Origin of the sequence: Burkholderia lata (assembly GCF_902499335.1) — a bacterium.
Lineage (GTDB): Bacteria > Pseudomonadota > Gammaproteobacteria > Burkholderiales > Burkholderiaceae > Burkholderia > Burkholderia lata_B.
Window position 1 is genome coordinate 395,209 of sequence record NZ_CABVQK010000007.1, and the last position, 16,641, is coordinate 411,849.

General features: G+C 67.9%; 17 protein-coding genes. 11 read left to right on the forward strand and 6 right to left on the reverse strand.

Annotated features, from left to right (window positions below; all coding sequences use genetic code 11):
- The first annotated feature begins 9 nt into the window (after positions 1–9).
- Together bcsG and BCO18175_RS19835 are read left to right on the forward strand one after the other, a co-directional pair.
- A complete protein-coding gene (bcsG, locus tag BCO18175_RS19830) occupies positions 10–1,566 on the forward strand; it encodes a cellulose biosynthesis protein BcsG (RefSeq protein ID WP_174983363.1) in 1,557 nt (518 codons plus the stop codon).
- The gene (locus BCO18175_RS19835) at positions 1,548–1,745 is read left to right on the forward strand and encodes a hypothetical protein (protein WP_174972496.1); all 198 of its coding nucleotides are present in this window, start codon (positions 1,548–1,550) and stop codon (positions 1,743–1,745) included. The genes bcsG and BCO18175_RS19835 overlap by 19 nt, the downstream gene beginning before the upstream one ends.
- A gap of 64 nt (positions 1,746–1,809) precedes the next feature.
- Here BCO18175_RS19835 and BCO18175_RS19840 read toward each other — a convergent pair whose 3' ends face one another.
- From BCO18175_RS19840 to BCO18175_RS19855, 4 genes are read right to left on the reverse strand one after another with little or no spacing between them, the layout of a single operon-like run.
- Positions 1,810–2,694 (reverse strand): pirin family protein, encoded by an 885-nt coding sequence (locus tag BCO18175_RS19840; protein ID WP_174983365.1) that lies wholly within the window; start codon positions 2,692–2,694, stop codon positions 1,810–1,812.
- 31 nt (positions 2,695–2,725) lie between these two features.
- Positions 2,726–3,118: an OsmC family protein gene (locus BCO18175_RS19845; protein ID WP_011351699.1), complete on the reverse strand. Its 393-nt coding sequence runs from the start codon at positions 3,116–3,118 to the stop codon at positions 2,726–2,728.
- A 47-nt stretch (positions 3,119–3,165) separates the two neighbouring features.
- A complete protein-coding gene (locus tag BCO18175_RS19850) occupies positions 3,166–4,746 on the reverse strand; it encodes a Na+/H+ antiporter (RefSeq protein ID WP_174983367.1) in 1,581 nt (526 codons plus the stop codon).
- 25 nt (positions 4,747–4,771) lie between these two features.
- Positions 4,772–5,032, reverse strand: a complete 261-nt coding sequence (locus BCO18175_RS19855) for a XapX domain-containing protein (RefSeq protein ID WP_174983368.1) — start codon at positions 5,030–5,032, stop codon at positions 4,772–4,774.
- Between the two features lie 274 nt (positions 5,033–5,306).
- Here BCO18175_RS19855 and BCO18175_RS19860 point away from each other — a divergent pair, with 274 nt between their 5' ends.
- Complete coding sequence (locus BCO18175_RS19860) at positions 5,307–5,993, forward strand: hydrolase (protein ID WP_174983370.1); 687 nt, start codon at positions 5,307–5,309, stop codon at positions 5,991–5,993.
- A gap of 66 nt (positions 5,994–6,059) precedes the next feature.
- Here BCO18175_RS19860 and BCO18175_RS19865 read toward each other — a convergent pair whose 3' ends face one another.
- Positions 6,060–6,983 (reverse strand): LysR family transcriptional regulator, encoded by a 924-nt coding sequence (locus BCO18175_RS19865; protein ID WP_174972505.1) that lies wholly within the window; start codon positions 6,981–6,983, stop codon positions 6,060–6,062.
- Positions 6,984–7,081: 98 nt separating this feature from the next.
- Between BCO18175_RS19865 and BCO18175_RS19870 the strand changes: the two genes are divergently transcribed.
- From BCO18175_RS19870 to BCO18175_RS41120, 7 genes are read left to right on the forward strand one after another with little or no spacing between them, the layout of a single operon-like run.
- The gene (locus BCO18175_RS19870; protein WP_043182444.1) at positions 7,082–7,249 is read left to right on the forward strand and encodes a DUF1427 family protein; all 168 of its coding nucleotides are present in this window, start codon (positions 7,082–7,084) and stop codon (positions 7,247–7,249) included.
- A gap of 18 nt (positions 7,250–7,267) precedes the next feature.
- Positions 7,268–9,160 (forward strand): amidohydrolase, encoded by a 1,893-nt coding sequence (locus BCO18175_RS19875; RefSeq protein WP_174983372.1) that lies wholly within the window; start codon positions 7,268–7,270, stop codon positions 9,158–9,160.
- Position 9,161: 1 nt separating this feature from the next.
- The gene (locus BCO18175_RS19880; protein WP_174983374.1) at positions 9,162–9,617 is read left to right on the forward strand and encodes a DoxX family protein; all 456 of its coding nucleotides are present in this window, start codon (positions 9,162–9,164) and stop codon (positions 9,615–9,617) included.
- Between the two features lie 40 nt (positions 9,618–9,657).
- The gene (locus tag BCO18175_RS19885) at positions 9,658–10,572 is read left to right on the forward strand and encodes a VOC family protein (RefSeq protein WP_174983376.1); all 915 of its coding nucleotides are present in this window, start codon (positions 9,658–9,660) and stop codon (positions 10,570–10,572) included.
- A complete protein-coding gene (locus tag BCO18175_RS19890) occupies positions 10,569–11,264 on the forward strand; it encodes a YoaK family protein (protein ID WP_174983378.1) in 696 nt (231 codons plus the stop codon). Before BCO18175_RS19885 ends, BCO18175_RS19890 begins: the two co-directional genes overlap by 4 nt.
- Positions 11,261–12,733: an alginate export family protein gene (locus BCO18175_RS19895; RefSeq protein ID WP_174983380.1), complete on the forward strand. Its 1,473-nt coding sequence runs from the start codon at positions 11,261–11,263 to the stop codon at positions 12,731–12,733. The genes BCO18175_RS19890 and BCO18175_RS19895 overlap by 4 nt, the downstream gene beginning before the upstream one ends.
- Positions 12,734–12,787: 54 nt before the next feature.
- Positions 12,788–13,288: a DUF3331 domain-containing protein gene (locus tag BCO18175_RS41120; RefSeq protein WP_174983381.1), complete on the forward strand. Its 501-nt coding sequence runs from the start codon at positions 12,788–12,790 to the stop codon at positions 13,286–13,288.
- A gap of 109 nt (positions 13,289–13,397) precedes the next feature.
- Here the strand turns inward: BCO18175_RS41120 and BCO18175_RS19905 are convergent, their stop codons facing one another.
- On the reverse strand, positions 13,398–14,984 hold the full coding sequence (locus BCO18175_RS19905; RefSeq protein ID WP_174983383.1) for an acid phosphatase: 1,587 nt from the start codon (positions 14,982–14,984) through the stop codon (positions 13,398–13,400).
- Positions 14,985–15,208: 224 nt separating this feature from the next.
- Here BCO18175_RS19905 and BCO18175_RS19910 point away from each other — a divergent pair, with 224 nt between their 5' ends.
- A complete protein-coding gene (locus BCO18175_RS19910; protein WP_174983385.1) occupies positions 15,209–16,594 on the forward strand; it encodes a cytochrome-c peroxidase in 1,386 nt (461 codons plus the stop codon).
- Positions 16,595–16,641 lie beyond the last annotated feature (47 nt).

A 16,641-nucleotide genomic window follows, 5' to 3' on the forward strand; every position in this document is an offset into this window, starting at 1 on the left:
GTGGGTTAGATGACGTTCTGGAATCTGTATTTCATCCTGAAGTTCGCACTGTTCGCGACCGGGCACCTGCAGCCGTTCTGGCTCGCGAACCTCGCGTTCGCGGTGGCGCTCGCCGCGAGCGCACCGATCCGGCAGCGCGCGTGGCGCCTCGTCCGGCAGCTCGTCGCGATCGCGATCGCGGTGCCGCTGCTCGCACGCGAGATGCATGCGCCGCCGCTCGACCGGCTCGTCGAGGCCGCACGCGAAGTGAGCACGTTCCGCTTCGACTACTGGATGGAGCTGCTGCCGCGCCTGTTGCCGCCGGTGCTGCTGCTGACGGTGGCCGGCGCGCTGATCGTCTACTTCATCGTCAACCGCTGGCTGCGCGTCGCGACGTTCGTGCTGGCCGTGCTGATCGTGATGCCGCTGTGGCAGGCCGGCAGCGGGCTGATGGCGCGCGTCGTCGCACCGCTTCCGCAGCAGGCGAACGCGACGGGCACGACGATTGCCGGCCAGCCGGAGGATCACAACGCCGCGCTCGCGACGTTCCGCACGCAGGAATCGCAGCGGCAGGTCGCGTTCGGCCATCTCGGCAACGATCCGTCCGCACAGTTCGACGTGATCGTGCTGCACATCTGCTCGCTGTCGTGGGACGACCTCGATGCCGCGAAGGTGCGCAACCACCCGATGCTGAGTCACTTCGACTACCTGTTCAATAACTTCAGCACGGCCGCGAGCTACAGCGGCCCGGCGGCGATCCGTGTGCTGCGCGCGAGCTGCGGGCAGGAGGCTCACGCGGACCTGTACAAGCCCGCGCCGCAGCAGTGCTACCTGTTCTCGCAACTGGCGAGCGCGGGCTACAAGGTGCAGTCGCTGCTGAACCACGACGGCCACTTCGACAACTTCCTGCAGGTGATCCACGACAACATCGGGGTGCCCGACGCACCGCCGGTGTCGAACGCGGCCGCGCCCGTCGCGATGCACGCGTTCGACGGCTCGGAGATCAAGAGCGACTACGCGACGCTCGCGAACTGGTACGCGCAGCGCGCGTCGGTGCCGGGCCCGGTCGCGCTGTACTACAACACGATCAGCCTGCACGACGGCAACCGCATCGTCGGCAGCTCGCTGACGAGCATCGACTCGTATCCGCAGCGCGTGACGAAACTGATGGACGACTTCGATCATCTGGCCGACCTGATCGCACAATCTGGCCGCCGTGCGGTGATCGTGTTCGTGCCCGAGCACGGCGCCGCGCTGCGCGGCGACAAGTACCAGGTCGCGGGCCTGCGCGAGATCCCGACGCCGCGCATCGTGCACGGGCCGGTGGGCGTGAGGCTCGTGGGCTTTACCGGCAACCACGGTGCGACGACCGTGATCGATCAGCCGACCAGCTTCCTCGCGCTCGCGCAGCTGCTGTCGAACCTCGTGTCGAACAGCCCGTTCAAACCGGGCACGACGCTCGCGCAGTACGCGGCCGATCTGCCGCGCACGCGGATGGTCGGCGAGAACGAAGGTACGGTGGCGATGCAGACGGCCGCGGGCTACTCGGTGAAAACTCCGGATGGCGTATGGATCGACGAACAGTAATTCTCCCCGCCGACAGCGACGATGATCGCCTGTCGCAACCGAACGACGTGCTCGGCCTCGCGCGGCACCTGCCCGCGCTCGATCCCGAGCGGTATGTCGACGAGCAGGCGCGCCGTGCGTTCATCGACTCGCTCGACCGCTGGCCGACGCTCGCGAAGCTGATGGGATTGAAGACGTAAACGCACAACGGCCGGCATGGGAGCCGGCCGTTGCTTGCTTGCGGGCGAACCCGCCTGTCGCACCTTATTGCGCCTTGCGTTCCGGCTGGCGCGTCCACTCGTTTTCTTCGCCCGGCACCTTGCCGAACGACTGATCGGCCCACGCCGCGCGGGCCGCGTCGATCTTCGCGCGCTCGCTCGACACGAAATTCCATTCGATGAACCGCTCACCCGGCAGGTGCGCACCGCCCAGCAGCATCACGCGGGCGCCGTTCGCGCTGGCGAGCGCCGCGGTCGCGCCGGGTTCGAGCACGGCCATCGTCGCGGGGGCGAGCGGCGTGCCGTCGATCGCGAGGTCGCCGTCGACCAGGTACACGCCGCGTTCGTCGTGTTCGGCATCGAGCGCCAGCGTGCCGCCTGCGGCGAATTCCGCATACGCATAGAGCGTCGGCGAGAACACGGCGACCGGCGACGTGAGCCCGAACGCGGTGCCCGCGATCACGCGCACGCTTGCACCGTCACGCGTGAACGACGGCAGCGTGTCGGCCGCATGATGGACGAACGCGGGCGTGGTGTCTTCATGCTCGACCGGCAGCGCGACCCAGGTCTGGATCCCGTGGACCGGCTGATCGTGCGGCCGGTCTTCGTCGGGTGAGCGCTCCGAATGCACGATGCCGCGGCCGGCCGTCATCCAGTTCACGTCGCCCGGCACGATCTTCTGCCGGAAGCCGAGGCTGTCGTGATGCATCAGCGAGCCGTCGAACAGGTAGGTGACGGTTGCGAGGCCGATATGCGGATGCGGCAGCACGTCGATGCCGCGGCCGGCCGGCAGCACGGCCGGCCCCATCTCGTCGAAGAAGATGAACGGGCCGACGAGGCGTGCGGCTCGCGCGGGCAGCACGCGGCGCACGACGAGGTTGCCGATGTCGCTTTCGCGCGGCGTGAGCAGGGTCTTGATCGAGGCGGACATGGTGGGAATCTCGTGGTCGATGCGGCGCGTGTCAGGCGATCGCCGTGTCGATGGTGATCGGATGCGTGAGGATCTTGTGCACCGGGCACGCGTTCGCGATCTGCAGCAGGCGCTCGCGCTGTTCGCCGGACAGGTCGCCTTCCAGCGTGATGCGGCGCACGATCGTGCTGCCCGCGCTGCCCGATTCGTGCGCGAGCTTCACGTGTACTTCGGTGAGCGGCCAGCCCTTGCGTTGTGCGTACATCTTCAGCGTGATCGCGGTGCACGCGCCGAGGCTCGACAGCAGCAGCGTGACGGGCGCGGGCGCCGCATCGCCGCCGCCGAGCGACGCCGGTTCGTCGGCGCGCCACTGGTGGACGCCATCGCTGAAGTGGACGAGGTAATCGACGGAGCCGATGCTCGCTTCGACGGACAGTTCGCTCATTGCAGTTCCATGAAAAAAAGGGGGGAGGCCGGCGGCCGGGCCGGGCGTTACGGTTCGAGCAGCCGCTGCAGCCGCAGTTCCTCGAAATCGAGTTCCGATTCGATCCGGTGCAGCACGGCGTCGTCGACCTTGCCGTCGCGATGCAGGTCGAGCAGTGCACTGCGCGACACACCGACGAGTTCGAGTTCGACGCGCAGCATGCGCGAGCGCACGTTGGCCGGTTCGGCGCCCTGGCGATGCGCGCGCTCGTTGGAGGTGACGCGGTTCCGGTATTCGGCGAGCAGGCGGTCGAGCGACGGCCGCTCGAGGGTCGATCCGCGCTGTTCGAGCGCGTCGAGCTCCGCGAGCGCCGCGCCGAACGCATGCGCGCGCACCGCATGCTCGGACATCGTGTGCCGCGCGGCCGGGCGCAGCCTCAGCACGCGGATCAGCGGCGCGAGCGTGCCGCCCTGCACGACGAGCGTGGCGATGATCAGCAGGAACGTGCTGAACAGGATCAGGTCGCGGCCAGGGAAGCTGGCGGGCAGCGCGATCGCGGCCGCGAGGCTCACGACGCCGCGCATGCCCGACCAGCCGAGCACGACGGCCTCGCGCCACGACCACGGTGCGTGGCCGGCGCGCGGCGCGCGCAGGCGGCCCGGCAGCCACATCGCGACGAACACCCACACGATGCGCGCGGCGATCGCAGCGGCGGTGGCGGGCAGCGCGACGCGCAGGCCGGCCATCAGCACCGCGCCTTCGTGGTTCACGCGCGCGAGGATCGCGTGCAGCGCGAGACCGATCAGGATGAACACGAGTGCGTCGAGCACGAACACGATTGCTTCCCACGTCGCCTTCGCCTTGATCCGCATGTCGGCGTCGAACACGCGATGCTGGCGCACGCCGAGCACGAGGCCGCAGGTGACGACCGACAGCACGCCCGAGCCGTCGACGGCTTCGGCGATCCCGTAGCTGCCCCATGCCATCGCAAAGGTCACGACGATGCCGAGCATCGGGTCGCGCAGGCGCGGCAGCACCCAGCTCATCGCATGGCCGCACGCGAGGCCGACCGCGATGCCGATCAGCGTGAGCGAGAAGAACAGGCCGGTGGCGCTCGCGGCCGTGATCGACACGGCGAGCGCGGCCGATACCGCCATCTGGTAAAGCAGCAGGCCCGACGCATCGTTGACGAGGCTCTCACCTTCAAGCACCGCGACGAGCCGCGCGGGCAGCGGGTGGCGCTGCAGGATCGCCTTCGCGGCAACCGCGTCGGGCGGCGACACGATCGCGCCGAGCGTGAAGCAGGCGGCCCACGGCAGCGCCGGGTTCATGGCATGCACGGCGAGCGCGACCGCGACGGTCGTGAACACCACCGCGCCGAGCGCGAGCGACGCGATCGATGCAAGCTCCTGCCGGAATTCCTTCCACGCCGTGTAGAACCCGCTCGACATCAGCAGCGGCGGCAGCACGGCCGCGAGCAGCAGCGCCGGGTCCATGTCGGGCACGCGCTTGCCGGCGACCGCGACCACGCAGCCGCCGAGCAGCAGCACGACGGCCGGCGGAATCGAGATCCGTTCGGCGAGCCACGTGAGCGCGCCCGCCCCGCAGATCAATAGCAGCAGGTAATGAAACAGTTCGACGTTGGTCATGCGTGGCCGGTGATGAACGATTGCGTCACGACGGCTTGCGATCGTTCGTGGTGCCGCCGGGCAGCGCGCCGAACATGTGCTGGCTGCATTGTGCATCGCGCCATGCGGTGTTCAGCCGGTGTCCGGAAAGCATCCGGCGCGCAACGGGCAGGATCTGCTCGCCGGCCAGCATGCCGAGCAGGCCGGTGAGCGCGATGATCGGCGGGGCCGGCGAGTTCACGCCGAGCGCGCCGTAGATGACACCGGCGAGGATGCCGGCGAACAGCGACAGGAAATACGGTTTCATGGCGGGCCCCGTGATGGCAGACGAATGGCGCGGTGCGCGCCGTCAAGATTTCGAAAGCGTATCGGGTTTGCGTGAAGAAAAAAAGGGCGGGGAGCCCCGAACAGGCATCGATTCAGGAATCGGATCGATTCCGTTTCTTGGGTGTTCGCGCCGCGCGTTTGCGGCTTAAATATTTCGGCCCGGATGACGATCCGGCGCCGACGTACCTCCGGCTCCTCCCGTTTTCACGGTCGAGGCAGGCCCCCCTTTTTTCGTTCACAGGACACCTTGCGCCATGAGCAATCCGAAACTTGAAGTACTGACTCCGCAGAACAGCCAGCTGATCTTCATCGACCAGCAGCCGCAAATGGCGTTCGGCGTGCAGTCGATCGATCGCCAGACGCTGAAGAACAACGTCGTCGGGCTCGCGAAGGCAGCGAAGGCATTCAACGTGCCGACCACGATCACGACGGTCGAGACCGAAAGCTTCTCGGGCCACACGTTCCCCGAACTGCTCGACGTGTTCCCGAACCAGCCGCTGCTGGAACGCACGTCGATGAACTCGTGGGACGACCAGAAGGTGCGCGATGCGCTGGCCGCGAACGGCCGCAAGAAGGTGATCGTGTCGGGCCTGTGGACCGAGGTCTGCAATACGACGTTCGCACTGTGCGCGATGCTCGAAGGCGAATACGAGATCTACATGGTGGCCGATGCGTCGGGCGGCACGTCGAAGGACGCGCACGACTTCGCGATGCAGCGGATGGTGCAGGCCGGCGCGGTGCCCGTCACGTGGCAGCAGGTCGTGCTCGAGTGGCAGCGCGACTGGGCGCGCCGCGATACGTACGAAGCGGTGATGGGGATCGTGCGCGAGCACTCGGGCGCATACGGGATGGGCGTCGACTACGCGTACACGATGGTTCACAAGGCTGCACAGCGCACCGCAACGCCGCACGAGGCGCTCGCGGCGGTACCGGCGAAGTAACGGACACCGGCTGCGATCGCGGCAACGGCCGGCCGCGGCGATCCGCTGTCGCCGGCCGTTGCGGGTTCAGGCCACGGGCAGCGCCCACGGCGCGTGAGAGAAGTGTTCCGCGAGGAAATCGAGCAGCACCGTCACGCGCGCGGCGCGCAGCATGCCGGGCGGCGTGACGAGGTTGACGTTGATGTCGGCGATCTTCCAGTCGGACATCACTTCCTCGAGCTCGCCGCTCTGCATCGCTTCCCACACCAGGAACTCGGGCTGAAGGGCGAGGCCGTGACCGGCGATGAGCGCGGGGACGATCACGTCCGCGTTGTTGGTGCGGATGCGGCCGTGCACGGATACGCCGACTTCGTCGCCCGATGCCGGATGGCGGAAGCGCCAGTGTTCGGGCGTCGGCAGGTTCGTGTAGGTGAGGCACACGTGCTGTTCGATGTCGCGCGGGTGCGTGGGGCGGCCGCGCCGGTCGAGGTACGCGGGCGACGCGACGAGCGGCCGGCGCACCGCGCAGAGCCGGCGCGAGCGCAGCGACGAATCGCTGAGCTCGGCAATGCGGATCGCGACGTCGAAGCCGCCGGACACGATGTCGACGATGTGATCGGTGAGCACGAGGTCGATGTCGACGCGCGGATAGCGTTCGAGAAACGCGGGCAGCACCGGCGACAGATGGCGCAGCCCGAACGACATCGGCGCATTCACGCGCACGAGGCCGTGCGGCTCGAGCGCCTGCGCGGACGCTTCGCTCTCGATCAGTTCGGCATCGGCGAGCAGGCGGATCGCGCGGTCGCGCAGCAGTTCGCCGGTCGGCGTGAGCGACAGCTTGCGCGACGTGCGGTACAGCAGCATCGCGCCGAGGCGCTTTTCGAGGCGCGCGATGGCCTTCGACACGGTCGGCTGCGTTACGCCGAGCAGGTCGGCGGCTTTCGCGAACGAACCGGTCTCCGCGACGCGCGCGAAGATGGCCCAGGCTTCGAGATCAGGAAGGTGTTGCATGGTCGGGATGAATGGCAGGGAAGCGAAACGGATGCGGCGCACCGCGAAGGCGGGCGTGCGATGCAGGTGATTCTAATCCGGCCGGGAGAAAAATCGTTATGGAATCTTATCTACTTTCGTTGGGCGCCGGCGTGTTGATCGGCGTCGTGTACAGCGTGATCAAGGTGCGTTCGCCGGCACCGCCGCTGATCGCGCTGGTCGGCCTGGCCGGCATGCTGATCGGCGCCCAGGCCATCGCGCCGGTCCGTCACTGGCTCGGCTTCTGACCGCATCGAGGACACTTCATGAGCGCAACCGCTACTCAACCCGATCTCATCCTGCACAACGGGCGCATCACGACGCTCGATCGTGCGAACCCTGTTGCCACCGCCGTGGCGATCAAGGGCGGCCGCTTCGTCGCGGTCGGCGCCGACGCGGACATCGTGCCGCTCGCGGGCCGCGCGACGAAGGTCGTCGATCTCGACTGCCGCACCGTGCTGCCGGGCCTGATCGACAACCACACGCACGTGATTCGCGGCGGCCTGAACTACAACCTCGAGCTGCGCTGGGATGGCGTGCGTTCGCTCGCGGTCGCGATGGAGATGCTGAAGCACCAGGTCGCGATCACGCCTGCGCCGCAATGGGTGCGCGTGGTCGGAGGCTTCACCGAACACCAGTTCGTCGAGAAGCGTCTGCCGACGATCGACGAACTCAATGCGGCCGCACCCGATACGCCCGTGTTCATCCTGCACCTGTACGACCGCGCGCTGCTGAACGCGGCCGCGCTGCGGGTGGTGGGCTACACGAAGGACACGCCCGAGCCGCCGGGCGGCACGATCCTGCGCGACGCCGCGGGCAACCCGACCGGCCTGCTGCTCGCGAACCCGAACGCGACGATCCTCTACGCGACGCTCGCAAAAGGCCCGAAGCTGCCGTTCGAGTATCAGTACAACTCGACGCGCCACTTCATGCGCGAACTCAATCGTCTTGGCGTGACAGGCGTGATCGACGCAGGCGGCGGCTCGCAGAATTACCCCGACGATTACGAGGTGATCCGCAAGCTGCACGACTCGGGCGAGATGACGATCCGCATCGCGTACAACCTGTTCACGCAGAAGCCGAATGCAGAGAAGGAAGACTTCGTGAACTGGACGAAGAGCGTCAAGTATCACGACGGCACCGACTATTTCCGCCACAACGGTGCCGGCGAGATGCTGGTGTTTTCGGCGGCCGATTTCGAGGATTTCCGCGTCGCGCGCCCGGACCTGCCGGCGCAGATGGAAGACGATCTCGAAGGCGTCGTGCGCGTGCTCGCGCAGAACCGCTGGCCGTGGCGCATGCATGCGACCTACGACGAAACGATCAGCCGCGCGCTCGACGTGTTCGAGAAGGTCAACGCAGATATCCCGCTTGAAGGGCTGAACTGGTTCTTCGATCACGCGGAAACGGTCTCCGAGAAATCGATGGACCGGATCGCGGCGCTCGGTGGCGGTATCGCGGTGCAGCACCGGATGGCGTACCAGGGCGAGTACTTCGTCGAGCGCTACGGCGCGCAGGCGGCCGAGGCGACACCGCCGGTCGCGAAGATGCTCGACAAGGGGATCAAGGTCTCTGCCGGCACCGACGCGACGCGGGTGGCGTCGTACAACCCGTGGGTGTCGCTCGCGTGGCTCGTGTCGGGCAAGACGGTCGGCGGCCTGCGGATGTATCCGCAGCGCAACCTGCTCGATCGCGAGACCGCGCTGCGCATGTGGACCGAGTACGTGACGTGGTTCTCGAACGAGGAAGGGAAGAAAGGGCGTATCGCGGTCGGTCAGCTCGCCGACCTGATGGTCCCGGATCGCGATTTCTTCACGTGCGCGGAGGACGATATCGTCGATACGACCGCATTGCTGACGGTGGTCGGCGGCCGGATCGTGTGGGGGGCGGGGCCGTTCGCGTCGCATGATGCGCCGATTCCGCCGGCGATGCCCGATTGGTCGCCGGTACGCGAGTACGGCGGTTACGGCGGCTGGGGCGCGACGCAGCGCAACGGCGCGCCGCTGCAGCGGGCCGCGGCGGCCGCCGCGCAATGCGGTTGCGCAAGTGCGTGCGGCCTGCACGGCCATGCACACGCGAACGCGTGGGGCCGCGCGTTGCCGACATCGGATGCAAAGGGCTTCTGGGGCGCGTTCGGCTGTTCGTGCTGGGCGGTCTGACATGGCGACCCCGACCACTCGCCGCGGCGCCGGTAACCCGGCGTGGGTCCGCGCGCTGCTCGCGCAGCCGTGGGTCCTGCCGCTCGCGCGCCTGGCGCTGGTGTCCGCGTACCTGATCGGCGGTGTCGCGAAGGCGCTGGATTTCAACGGCGCGATCGCGGAGCAGTCGCATTTCGGGCTGGAGCCGGCCGCGCTTTGGGCGGTGCTGGCGATCGCGGTCGAGATCGCCGGCTCGCTGTGCATCGTACTGGGCCGCTTCACGTGGCTCGGCGCCGGCAGCCTCGGCATGCTGACGCTGGTCGCGATGGCCGTGGCCAACGATTTCTGGAACCGCACGGGCGCCGAGCATTTCATGGCGCTCAACAGCTTTTTCGAGCATCTCGGGCTGATCGCCGCACTCGTGCTCGCGACCCTGCTCGCCGATGCGAAGCGCGTGGACGACGACAGCCGCGCGTGACCGGTTGCACCATTCGATGACACAACAAGGAAACCTGATCATGAAAACCATTCGTTCCGCACTGTGCGCGCTGACGATCGCGGCCGGCTGCGTCGCGGCGCCGGTGTCGTTCGCGAAACCGCCGGTCCCGACCGCGCCGGTGCCGGTACTGGCCGTCGGGCCGCAGTACGACACGACGCACGTGTGCGTGGCGCCGGAAGACTTCGACCGCTTCACCGACAGCTTCGTCGCGACCTTCGGCGGCAAGAAGTCGAAGCAGGGCGTGTTCCAGGTCACGCCGACGCCGAGCCAGACGATGTCGCAGCTCGTGCTCACGCCGGTCGGCACGGTCTCGGTGTTCGGCTTCAAGACGCCGATCCCGTATCCGTTCTGCTCGGAGCGTACCGGCTATCTCGTCACCGACATGGACGTCGCGATGAAGACGGCACGCGCGCACGGCGCGGACGTGATCGTCGACACGTTCCCCGATCCGATCGGCCGCGACGCGGTCATCCGCTGGGCCGGCGGGCTGAACATGCAGCTCTACTGGCATACCGAAGCGCCGCACTACGACGCGCTGGAGACGGTGCCGGAGAACCGCGTGTACGTGTCGCCGGAAAGCGTGCGCAAGCTGGTGCACGATTTCGTGAAGTTCTCGAACGGCAAGGTGGTGTCCGACACCCTCAAGGCGCCGGGCATCGAGATCGGCCGGCCGAACGAGACGTACCGCCGCATCCGCATCGAATCGGGCTTCGGAAAGATGACCGTGCTCGTGACCGACGGCCACCTGCCGTATCCGTACGGGCATGAAATGACCGGCTACGAAGTGCCCGATCTCGCCGCGACGCTGAAGAAGGCGCAGGCCGCGGGTGTGACCGTGCTCGTACCGCCGTTCACGTCGGACGGCCGCGACGCGGCGCTCGTGCAGTTCCCGGGCGGCTACGTCGCCGAGATCCACGCGAGCGCGGCGCGATGAAGCACGAGGATACGATCCTTGCGGCGGTGGCCGGCTTCGTCGATACGCTGAGCTTCGTCGCGCTGTTCGGGCTGTTCACCGCGCACGTGACGGGCAACTTCGTGCTGATCGGCGCGGGCATCGCGGGCTTCGGCCAGGGTGTCGTGCTGAAGCTCAGCGTGTTTCCCGCATTCGTGTGCGGCGTGATCGCGAGCAGCCTGATCGCACGGTCGATGTCGGGGCGGCCGGCGTGGCAGGGCACGCGCGCGCTGCATACGGTGCAGGCCGTGCTGCTGCTCGGCTTCTGCGCGGCCGGCGTGTGGGCGACGCCCGTCACGCATCCCGACAGCTTGCCGGCGCTCGTGGCCGGCATCGTCGGCACGTTCGCGATGGGCGTGCAGAACGCGCATCCGCGCGTGATTCCGCGTGCGGGTGTGCCGAACACGGTGATGACCGGCAACGTCACGCAGGCGATCCTCGACGTCGTCGACATGCTGTCCGCCGGCACGGCCGACAGCGTGCGCACGGCGGCGCGCGCGCGTTTCGCGAAGATGCTGCCGGCGATCGTCGCGTTCGCGCTCGGCGCGGCGTGCGGGGCACTCGGGTTCCGGTCCGTCGGTTTCCTGGCGTTGCTCGCGCCGGTTTGCGCGCTTGCGGTGCTCGCGCTGTGCGCGGCGCAATCCGCGGGTGCCGTGGCGAAGGAGCGCGCATGAGCCGGCAGCGGGAACGGACGCATCGCAGCCGCTGCTTCGATCGTGCCGCGCGCGCGTCCGTCGTCGCCGGGCTGCTGTTCGCCGGGCGCGGCGCCGCGTTCGCCGAAACGTTGCCGGCCTCGTCGCCGGCCGCGGACGGCACCGCATCGACGTGCACGGCCAAGCGGCCGGCCGTGCTGTTCAACCGCTGGCAGGAAGACTGGTCGGAGCTCGCGAATCCGTGCGTGCCACGCGCACCGCTCGACGGCTTGAAGTACATTCCGCTCGGCAACGATCCGGCATCCTATCTGTCGCTCGGCGTGAACCTGCGCGAGCGTCTCGAGACCAACGACGCGCCGCTGTTCGGCATCGGTTCCGCGCAATCGGACACGTACCTGATCCAGCGCGTCGAAGTGCATGCCGATGCGCATCTCGGCCAGCACTGGCAGTTCTTCGTGCAGTTGCAGGACGACCGCGCATTCGGCAAGAACACGATCTCGCCGGTCGACAAGAATCCGCTCGATCTCGAGCAGGCATTCGCGACCTACACGGGTGCGCTCGGCGGCGGCACGTTCAAGTTCCGCGTCGGCCGGCAGGAGATGGCGTTCGACCTGCAGCGCTTCATCGCCGCGCGCGACGGCCCGAACGTGCGGCAGGCGTTCGATGCGGTGTGGGCCGACTACGAATACGGGAAGTGGCGCTTCATCGCGTATGCGACGCAGCCGGTGCAGAACCGCGCCGCGTCCACGTTCGACGACGTGTCGAACCGCGACCTCACGTTCAGCGGTGTGCGCTTCGAACGGCAGTCGGTGGGGCCCGGCGACCTGTCGGGCTACTGGTCGCGCTACAACCGCAGCAACGCGCGCTTTCTCGATGCGAGCGGCGCGGAGCGTCGCGACGTGTGGGACCTGCGTTATACCGGTACGCACGGCCGCTTCGACTGGGATCTCGAAACGATGCTGCAGACGGGGACGGTCGGCAGCAGCACGATCCGCGCGTGGGCGGTCGGCTCGATCGCCGGCTACCGGCTCGACGCGCCGTGGTCGCCGCGCGTCGCGCTGCAGGTCGACGCGGCGTCGGGCGACCGGCATCCGCACGACGGGCGTGTCGGAACCTTCAACCCGCTGTTTCCGAACGGCTATTACTTCACGCTCGCCGGCTTCACCGGGTATTCGAACCTGATCCACGTGAAGCCGTCGGTGACGCTGAAGCCGTCGCCGAACCTGTCGCTGCTCGGTGCGCTCGGGTTCCAGTGGCGCGAGACGACCGGCGATGCGGTCTACCAGCAGGGCAACGCGGTGGTGCCGGGCACGGCGGGCAAGGGCGGATTGTGGACGGGGATGTACGTGCAACTGCGGGCGGACTGGACGATCGCGGCGAACCTGATCGGTGCGATCGAGGCCGTGCATTTCCAGGTCGGCGATGCGATCCGCCAGGCGGGCGGGCACAACGCCGACTATGTCGGGGTCGAGCTGAAGTATGGGTGGTAGCACGCGTGCCGCGGCGCGTCCGCCGGCGAATGGATGCTCGATGCGTGGTGTCGAATGAATGCGCGCGTGCAGGTGCTCGCTTTTTCGGACGAGATGCTGATCGTGCGCTGGCTTCGGCCGGGCGGTGTGGAACAGCGCTGGACACCCGGGCGCGCGCTCCGCTCGGGCCACTGCGCGCTGTCCGGCGAGAAGATCGTCTGCGGCGACGCCGTCTTCAGCCCGCGCGGGCGGGCGCCGTTCGAACCGAATGCGATGATCCTGGCGGCGGCGCTCGGCCGTCCGCGTGCGTCGACGGTCCGCCCGCACGTACAGGTGCTCGAGCGTTCGGCGCAGTTGCTGGTCGTACGCTGGGTCGAACCGGGGCGTGCGCACTTCGGCGAGCAGCACTGGAAACCCGGGCGCGCACGGCAGGCCGGTGTCTGCGTGCTGTCGGGCGCGCGGATCGCGTGCGGGGACGACGTGTTCCGCCCGAGTGGTCGGCCGACGCCGCCGAATGCACGCGCGATGATTCTGGCCATCGCACTCGATGGCGCCGGGCTGAAGTACGGCGGGTGACGCGGCGCGTACGTGCTTGCGTTCGCGTGTGTGCAATGACAAAGGGCGGCCGAAGCCGCCCTTTGTCGCATGCGGCCGGCGTCGCGCCGGCCGGTGCATTGCTCTGCCGTTACAGGTTCGGCGACAGTGCGAGCGCGTTCGTCAGGTCGCCCATCGGCTGGCCGCCGTTCGCCTTGAGCGCGTCGTCGCGCTGTTGCAGGCCCGTCAGACGCGGCAGCGAGAAGCGGCGCGTGATGAAGCGCAGGATCGACGCGGTGTCGTACTGCGTGTGGTCGACGAAACCCTTCTTCGAGAACGGCGACACGATGAGTGCCGGAATCCGCGTGCCCGGGCCCCAGCGATCGCCCTTCGGCGGCGACACGTGATCCCAGAAGCCGCCGTTTTCGTCGTACGTGACGACCACGACCATGTTCTTCCACTGCGGGCTCGCCTGCAGGTGGGCGAGCAGGTTCGCGATGTGCTGGTCGCCGCTCGCGACGTCGGTGTAGCCCGCGTGTTCGTTCAGGTTGCCCTGCGGCTTGTAGAACGAGACCTGCGGCAGCGTGCCCGCGTCGATCGCCTTGATGAACTCGCTGCCGTCGGTGCCGCCGTCGAGCAAGTGCTGCGCGCGGCTCGCGCTGCCCGGTGCCTGGTTCGCGTAGTAATTGAACGGCTGGTGGTGCGGCTGGAAGTTCGGCGCCGTCATGTTCGGGCCGTAGATCACGTTCGCCGTGCCGCTCTGTGCGGCTTGCAGCGCTTGGTTCCACGCGCCGCCGTACCATGCCCACGACACGCCCGCGCCGGTCAGCAGGTCGCCGATGTTCTGTTGCGATTGCGGCGGCAGCGTCGATGCGGCCGACGGATCGGCGAGGTTCGGGTCGCCGCCCGATGCCGCCTTGTTGCCGCTCGGCTGGTACGGCGGCTGCATCGTGTTGATCGCGTAGAAGTCCGGCGTCAGGTTGCCCGAGTTCACGAACTTCGGAATGCCGTCGAGTGCGGATGCCGGCGAGTTGCTCGCGAGCTGCAGCGACTTGCCGTCGGCCGCGACGGCCGAGATCGAACCGGCTGCCGGGCTCTTGTCCGCGTTCGCGTAGAACGGCGCGCACGCGCAGATCAGGTACTGGTGGTTCAGGAACGAGCCGCCGAACGCGCCCATGAAGAAGTTGTCGGCGAGCGTGAACTGCTGCGCGATCTTCCACAGCGGCAGTTTCGTCGCGTCGGCCGTGTAGTGGCCCATCACGAGGCCGCCCGAGTCGGCCCACGCGGCGAACATGTCGTTCTTGCCGCCGTTGATCTGCATCTGGTTCTCGTAGAAGCGGTGATACAGGTCGCGCGTCGTCACGCTCATCGACGTGTTGAAGCCGTTCGGGTCGTCGATCGCGAACGGTGCGTTCGGCAGGTTCGCCGTCATCGCCTCGGTCACGGCCGGCGTGACGCCCTTCGCGGTCAGGCCGCCCCAGACCTTCGGCAGCGTCGCGAGCGGCTGGCCGTTGCGGTCCTTCTGCTGCGCGCTGGCCGCAGTCACGTTCTGCAGGCCGTTCGCGCCCGGGAAGTTGCCGTACAGGTTGTCGAAGCTGCGGTTTTCCGCGTAGATCACGACGACGTTCTTCACCGTCGACAGGCCTTGCTGCTGCACGTCGTCGCCGCCACAGGCGGTGAGGGCGGCGGCCGCGGCAACGGCGATCGGTGTAAAGCGAATCCAGGCGTGGTTTTTCATCCGTTGTACTCTCTATTTCTCTCTTGTCGCGTGGGGAACCGGCGCATTCTTGTACCGCCGGTTCGCGAGGTGACCGTGGCATGTCCGGCCGAAAGCATTTTGAGGGTGCGATTTGACAGGCGGGTGTAGGCGTCCTTTCGATTACCTGTCGACGAGGCGTCATGTAACGGTCATGCGGCTGACATAAACTCCGGCCGCTCCTGAACCCACTTTCCGACGAATCGATGAAGCCTCGCCAACCGACAGCCGGCGCGTTCGCGCGTTCGTGGCTGCACCTGACCGGCGCGCTCGCGCTGGCCACCACGCTTGTAACCCTTGCCGGCTGTGACGGACAGCCGGGGGCGGGGGCGCCGCCCGGGCAGTCCGCGAGTGCCGCGAGTGCGCCGGGCGCCGCCAATGTGGTTGCGTCCGCAACGGTTGCCGCCAGCGGCGCGGTGGTCGAGACGAACCAGCCGCAGACGCGGGCACAAGTTTACGAAGGCGTGCGCCGGATGACGGCGCTCGGCAAGCAACTTTTCTTCGACCCTACGCTGTCAGGTTCCGGCAAGCTCGCATGCGCGTCGTGCCACAGCCCCGATCACGCATTCGGCCCACCCAACGCGCTGGCCGTGCAGTTCGGCGGCGACGACATGAAGCGCCCCGGTTTTCGTGCGGTGCCGTCGCTCAAGTACCTGCAGGGCGTGCCGCAGTTCACCGAGCACTTCCACGATTCCGACGACGAAGGCGACGAGAGCGTCGATGCGGGCCCGACGGGCGGCCTCACGTGGGACGGCCGGGTCGACACGGGCGCCGAGCAGGCGCGCATTCCGCTTACGTCGCCGTTCGAGATGAACAGCTCGCCTGCGAAGGTGGCGCAGGCCGTGAAGGCCGCGCCGTATGCGGACGAGTTCCGCGCGGTGTTCGGCGTGAAGGTGCTCGACGACGATGCGGCCACGTTCAAGGCCGTGCTGCGCGCGCTCGAGACGTTCGAGCAGACGCCCGAACTGTTCTCGCCGTACACGAGCAAGTACGACGCGTATCTCGCCGGCCATGCGCAGCTCACGCCGGCCGAATTGCGCGGCCTGCAGTTGTTCAACGACGAGAAGAAGGGCAATTGCGCGAGCTGCCACATCAGCCAGCGCGCACTCGACGGCACGCCGCCGCAGTTCAGCGATTTCGGGCTGATCGCGATCGCGGTGCCGCGCAATCGCGCGCTGCCCGTCAATCGCGACCCGCGCTTTTACGATCTCGGCGCGTGCGGCCCCGAGCGCACCGACCTGAAGGGCCGCGACGAATTCTGCGGGCTGTTCCGCACGCCGTCGCTGCGCAACGTCGCGCTGCGCAAGACGTTCTTCCACAACGGCGTGTATCACACGCTGGAGGACGTGATGCGCTTCTACGTCGAGCGCGACATCCATCCGGAGAAGTTCTATCCGGTCGTGCACGGCAAGGTGCAGATCTATGACGACCTGCCCAAGCGCTACTGGCCGAACATCAACCGCGAGGCGCCGTTCGATCGCAAGCGCGGCGAACAGCCCGCGCTGAACGCGGCCGAGATCAAGGACGTGATCGCGTTCCTGGGTACGCTGACTGACGGATATCAGCCAACGGCCGCGCCGGCCGGCCACTAGAAGGCGGCGCCGACGGCACGCATGCTATCCTCGCTCGCTGACAGGCG

Coding starts and splice junctions, on each gene's coding strand:
- BCO18175_RS19895 (WP_174983380.1), top strand. CDS start 11,261: ATGAGCCGGCAGCGGGAACGGACGCATCGCAGCCGCTGCTTCGATCGT.
- BCO18175_RS19875 (WP_174983372.1), top strand. CDS start 7,268: ATGAGCGCAACCGCTACTCAACCCGATCTCATCCTGCACAACGGGCGC.
- BCO18175_RS19840 (WP_174983365.1), bottom strand. CDS start 2,694: ATGTCCGCCTCGATCAAGACCCTGCTCACGCCGCGCGAAAGCGACATC.
- BCO18175_RS19910 (WP_174983385.1), top strand. CDS start 15,209: ATGAAGCCTCGCCAACCGACAGCCGGCGCGTTCGCGCGTTCGTGGCTG.
- BCO18175_RS19845 (WP_011351699.1), bottom strand. CDS start 3,118: ATGAGCGAACTGTCCGTCGAAGCGAGCATCGGCTCCGTCGATTACCTC.
- BCO18175_RS41120 (WP_174983381.1), top strand. CDS start 12,788: ATGAATGCGCGCGTGCAGGTGCTCGCTTTTTCGGACGAGATGCTGATC.
- BCO18175_RS19880 (WP_174983374.1), top strand. CDS start 9,162: ATGGCGACCCCGACCACTCGCCGCGGCGCCGGTAACCCGGCGTGGGTC.
- BCO18175_RS19890 (WP_174983378.1), top strand. CDS start 10,569: ATGAAGCACGAGGATACGATCCTTGCGGCGGTGGCCGGCTTCGTCGAT.
- BCO18175_RS19860 (WP_174983370.1), top strand. CDS start 5,307: ATGAGCAATCCGAAACTTGAAGTACTGACTCCGCAGAACAGCCAGCTG.
- BCO18175_RS19835 (WP_174972496.1), top strand. CDS start 1,548: ATGGATCGACGAACAGTAATTCTCCCCGCCGACAGCGACGATGATCGC.
- BCO18175_RS19870 (WP_043182444.1), top strand. CDS start 7,082: ATGGAATCTTATCTACTTTCGTTGGGCGCCGGCGTGTTGATCGGCGTC.
- BCO18175_RS19850 (WP_174983367.1), bottom strand. CDS start 4,746: ATGACCAACGTCGAACTGTTTCATTACCTGCTGCTATTGATCTGCGGG.
- BCO18175_RS19885 (WP_174983376.1), top strand. CDS start 9,658: ATGAAAACCATTCGTTCCGCACTGTGCGCGCTGACGATCGCGGCCGGC.
- BCO18175_RS19855 (WP_174983368.1), bottom strand. CDS start 5,032: ATGAAACCGTATTTCCTGTCGCTGTTCGCCGGCATCCTCGCCGGTGTC.
- BCO18175_RS19865 (WP_174972505.1), bottom strand. CDS start 6,983: ATGCAACACCTTCCTGATCTCGAAGCCTGGGCCATCTTCGCGCGCGTC.
- bcsG (WP_174983363.1), top strand. CDS start 10: ATGACGTTCTGGAATCTGTATTTCATCCTGAAGTTCGCACTGTTCGCG.
- BCO18175_RS19905 (WP_174983383.1), bottom strand. CDS start 14,984: ATGAAAAACCACGCCTGGATTCGCTTTACACCGATCGCCGTTGCCGCG.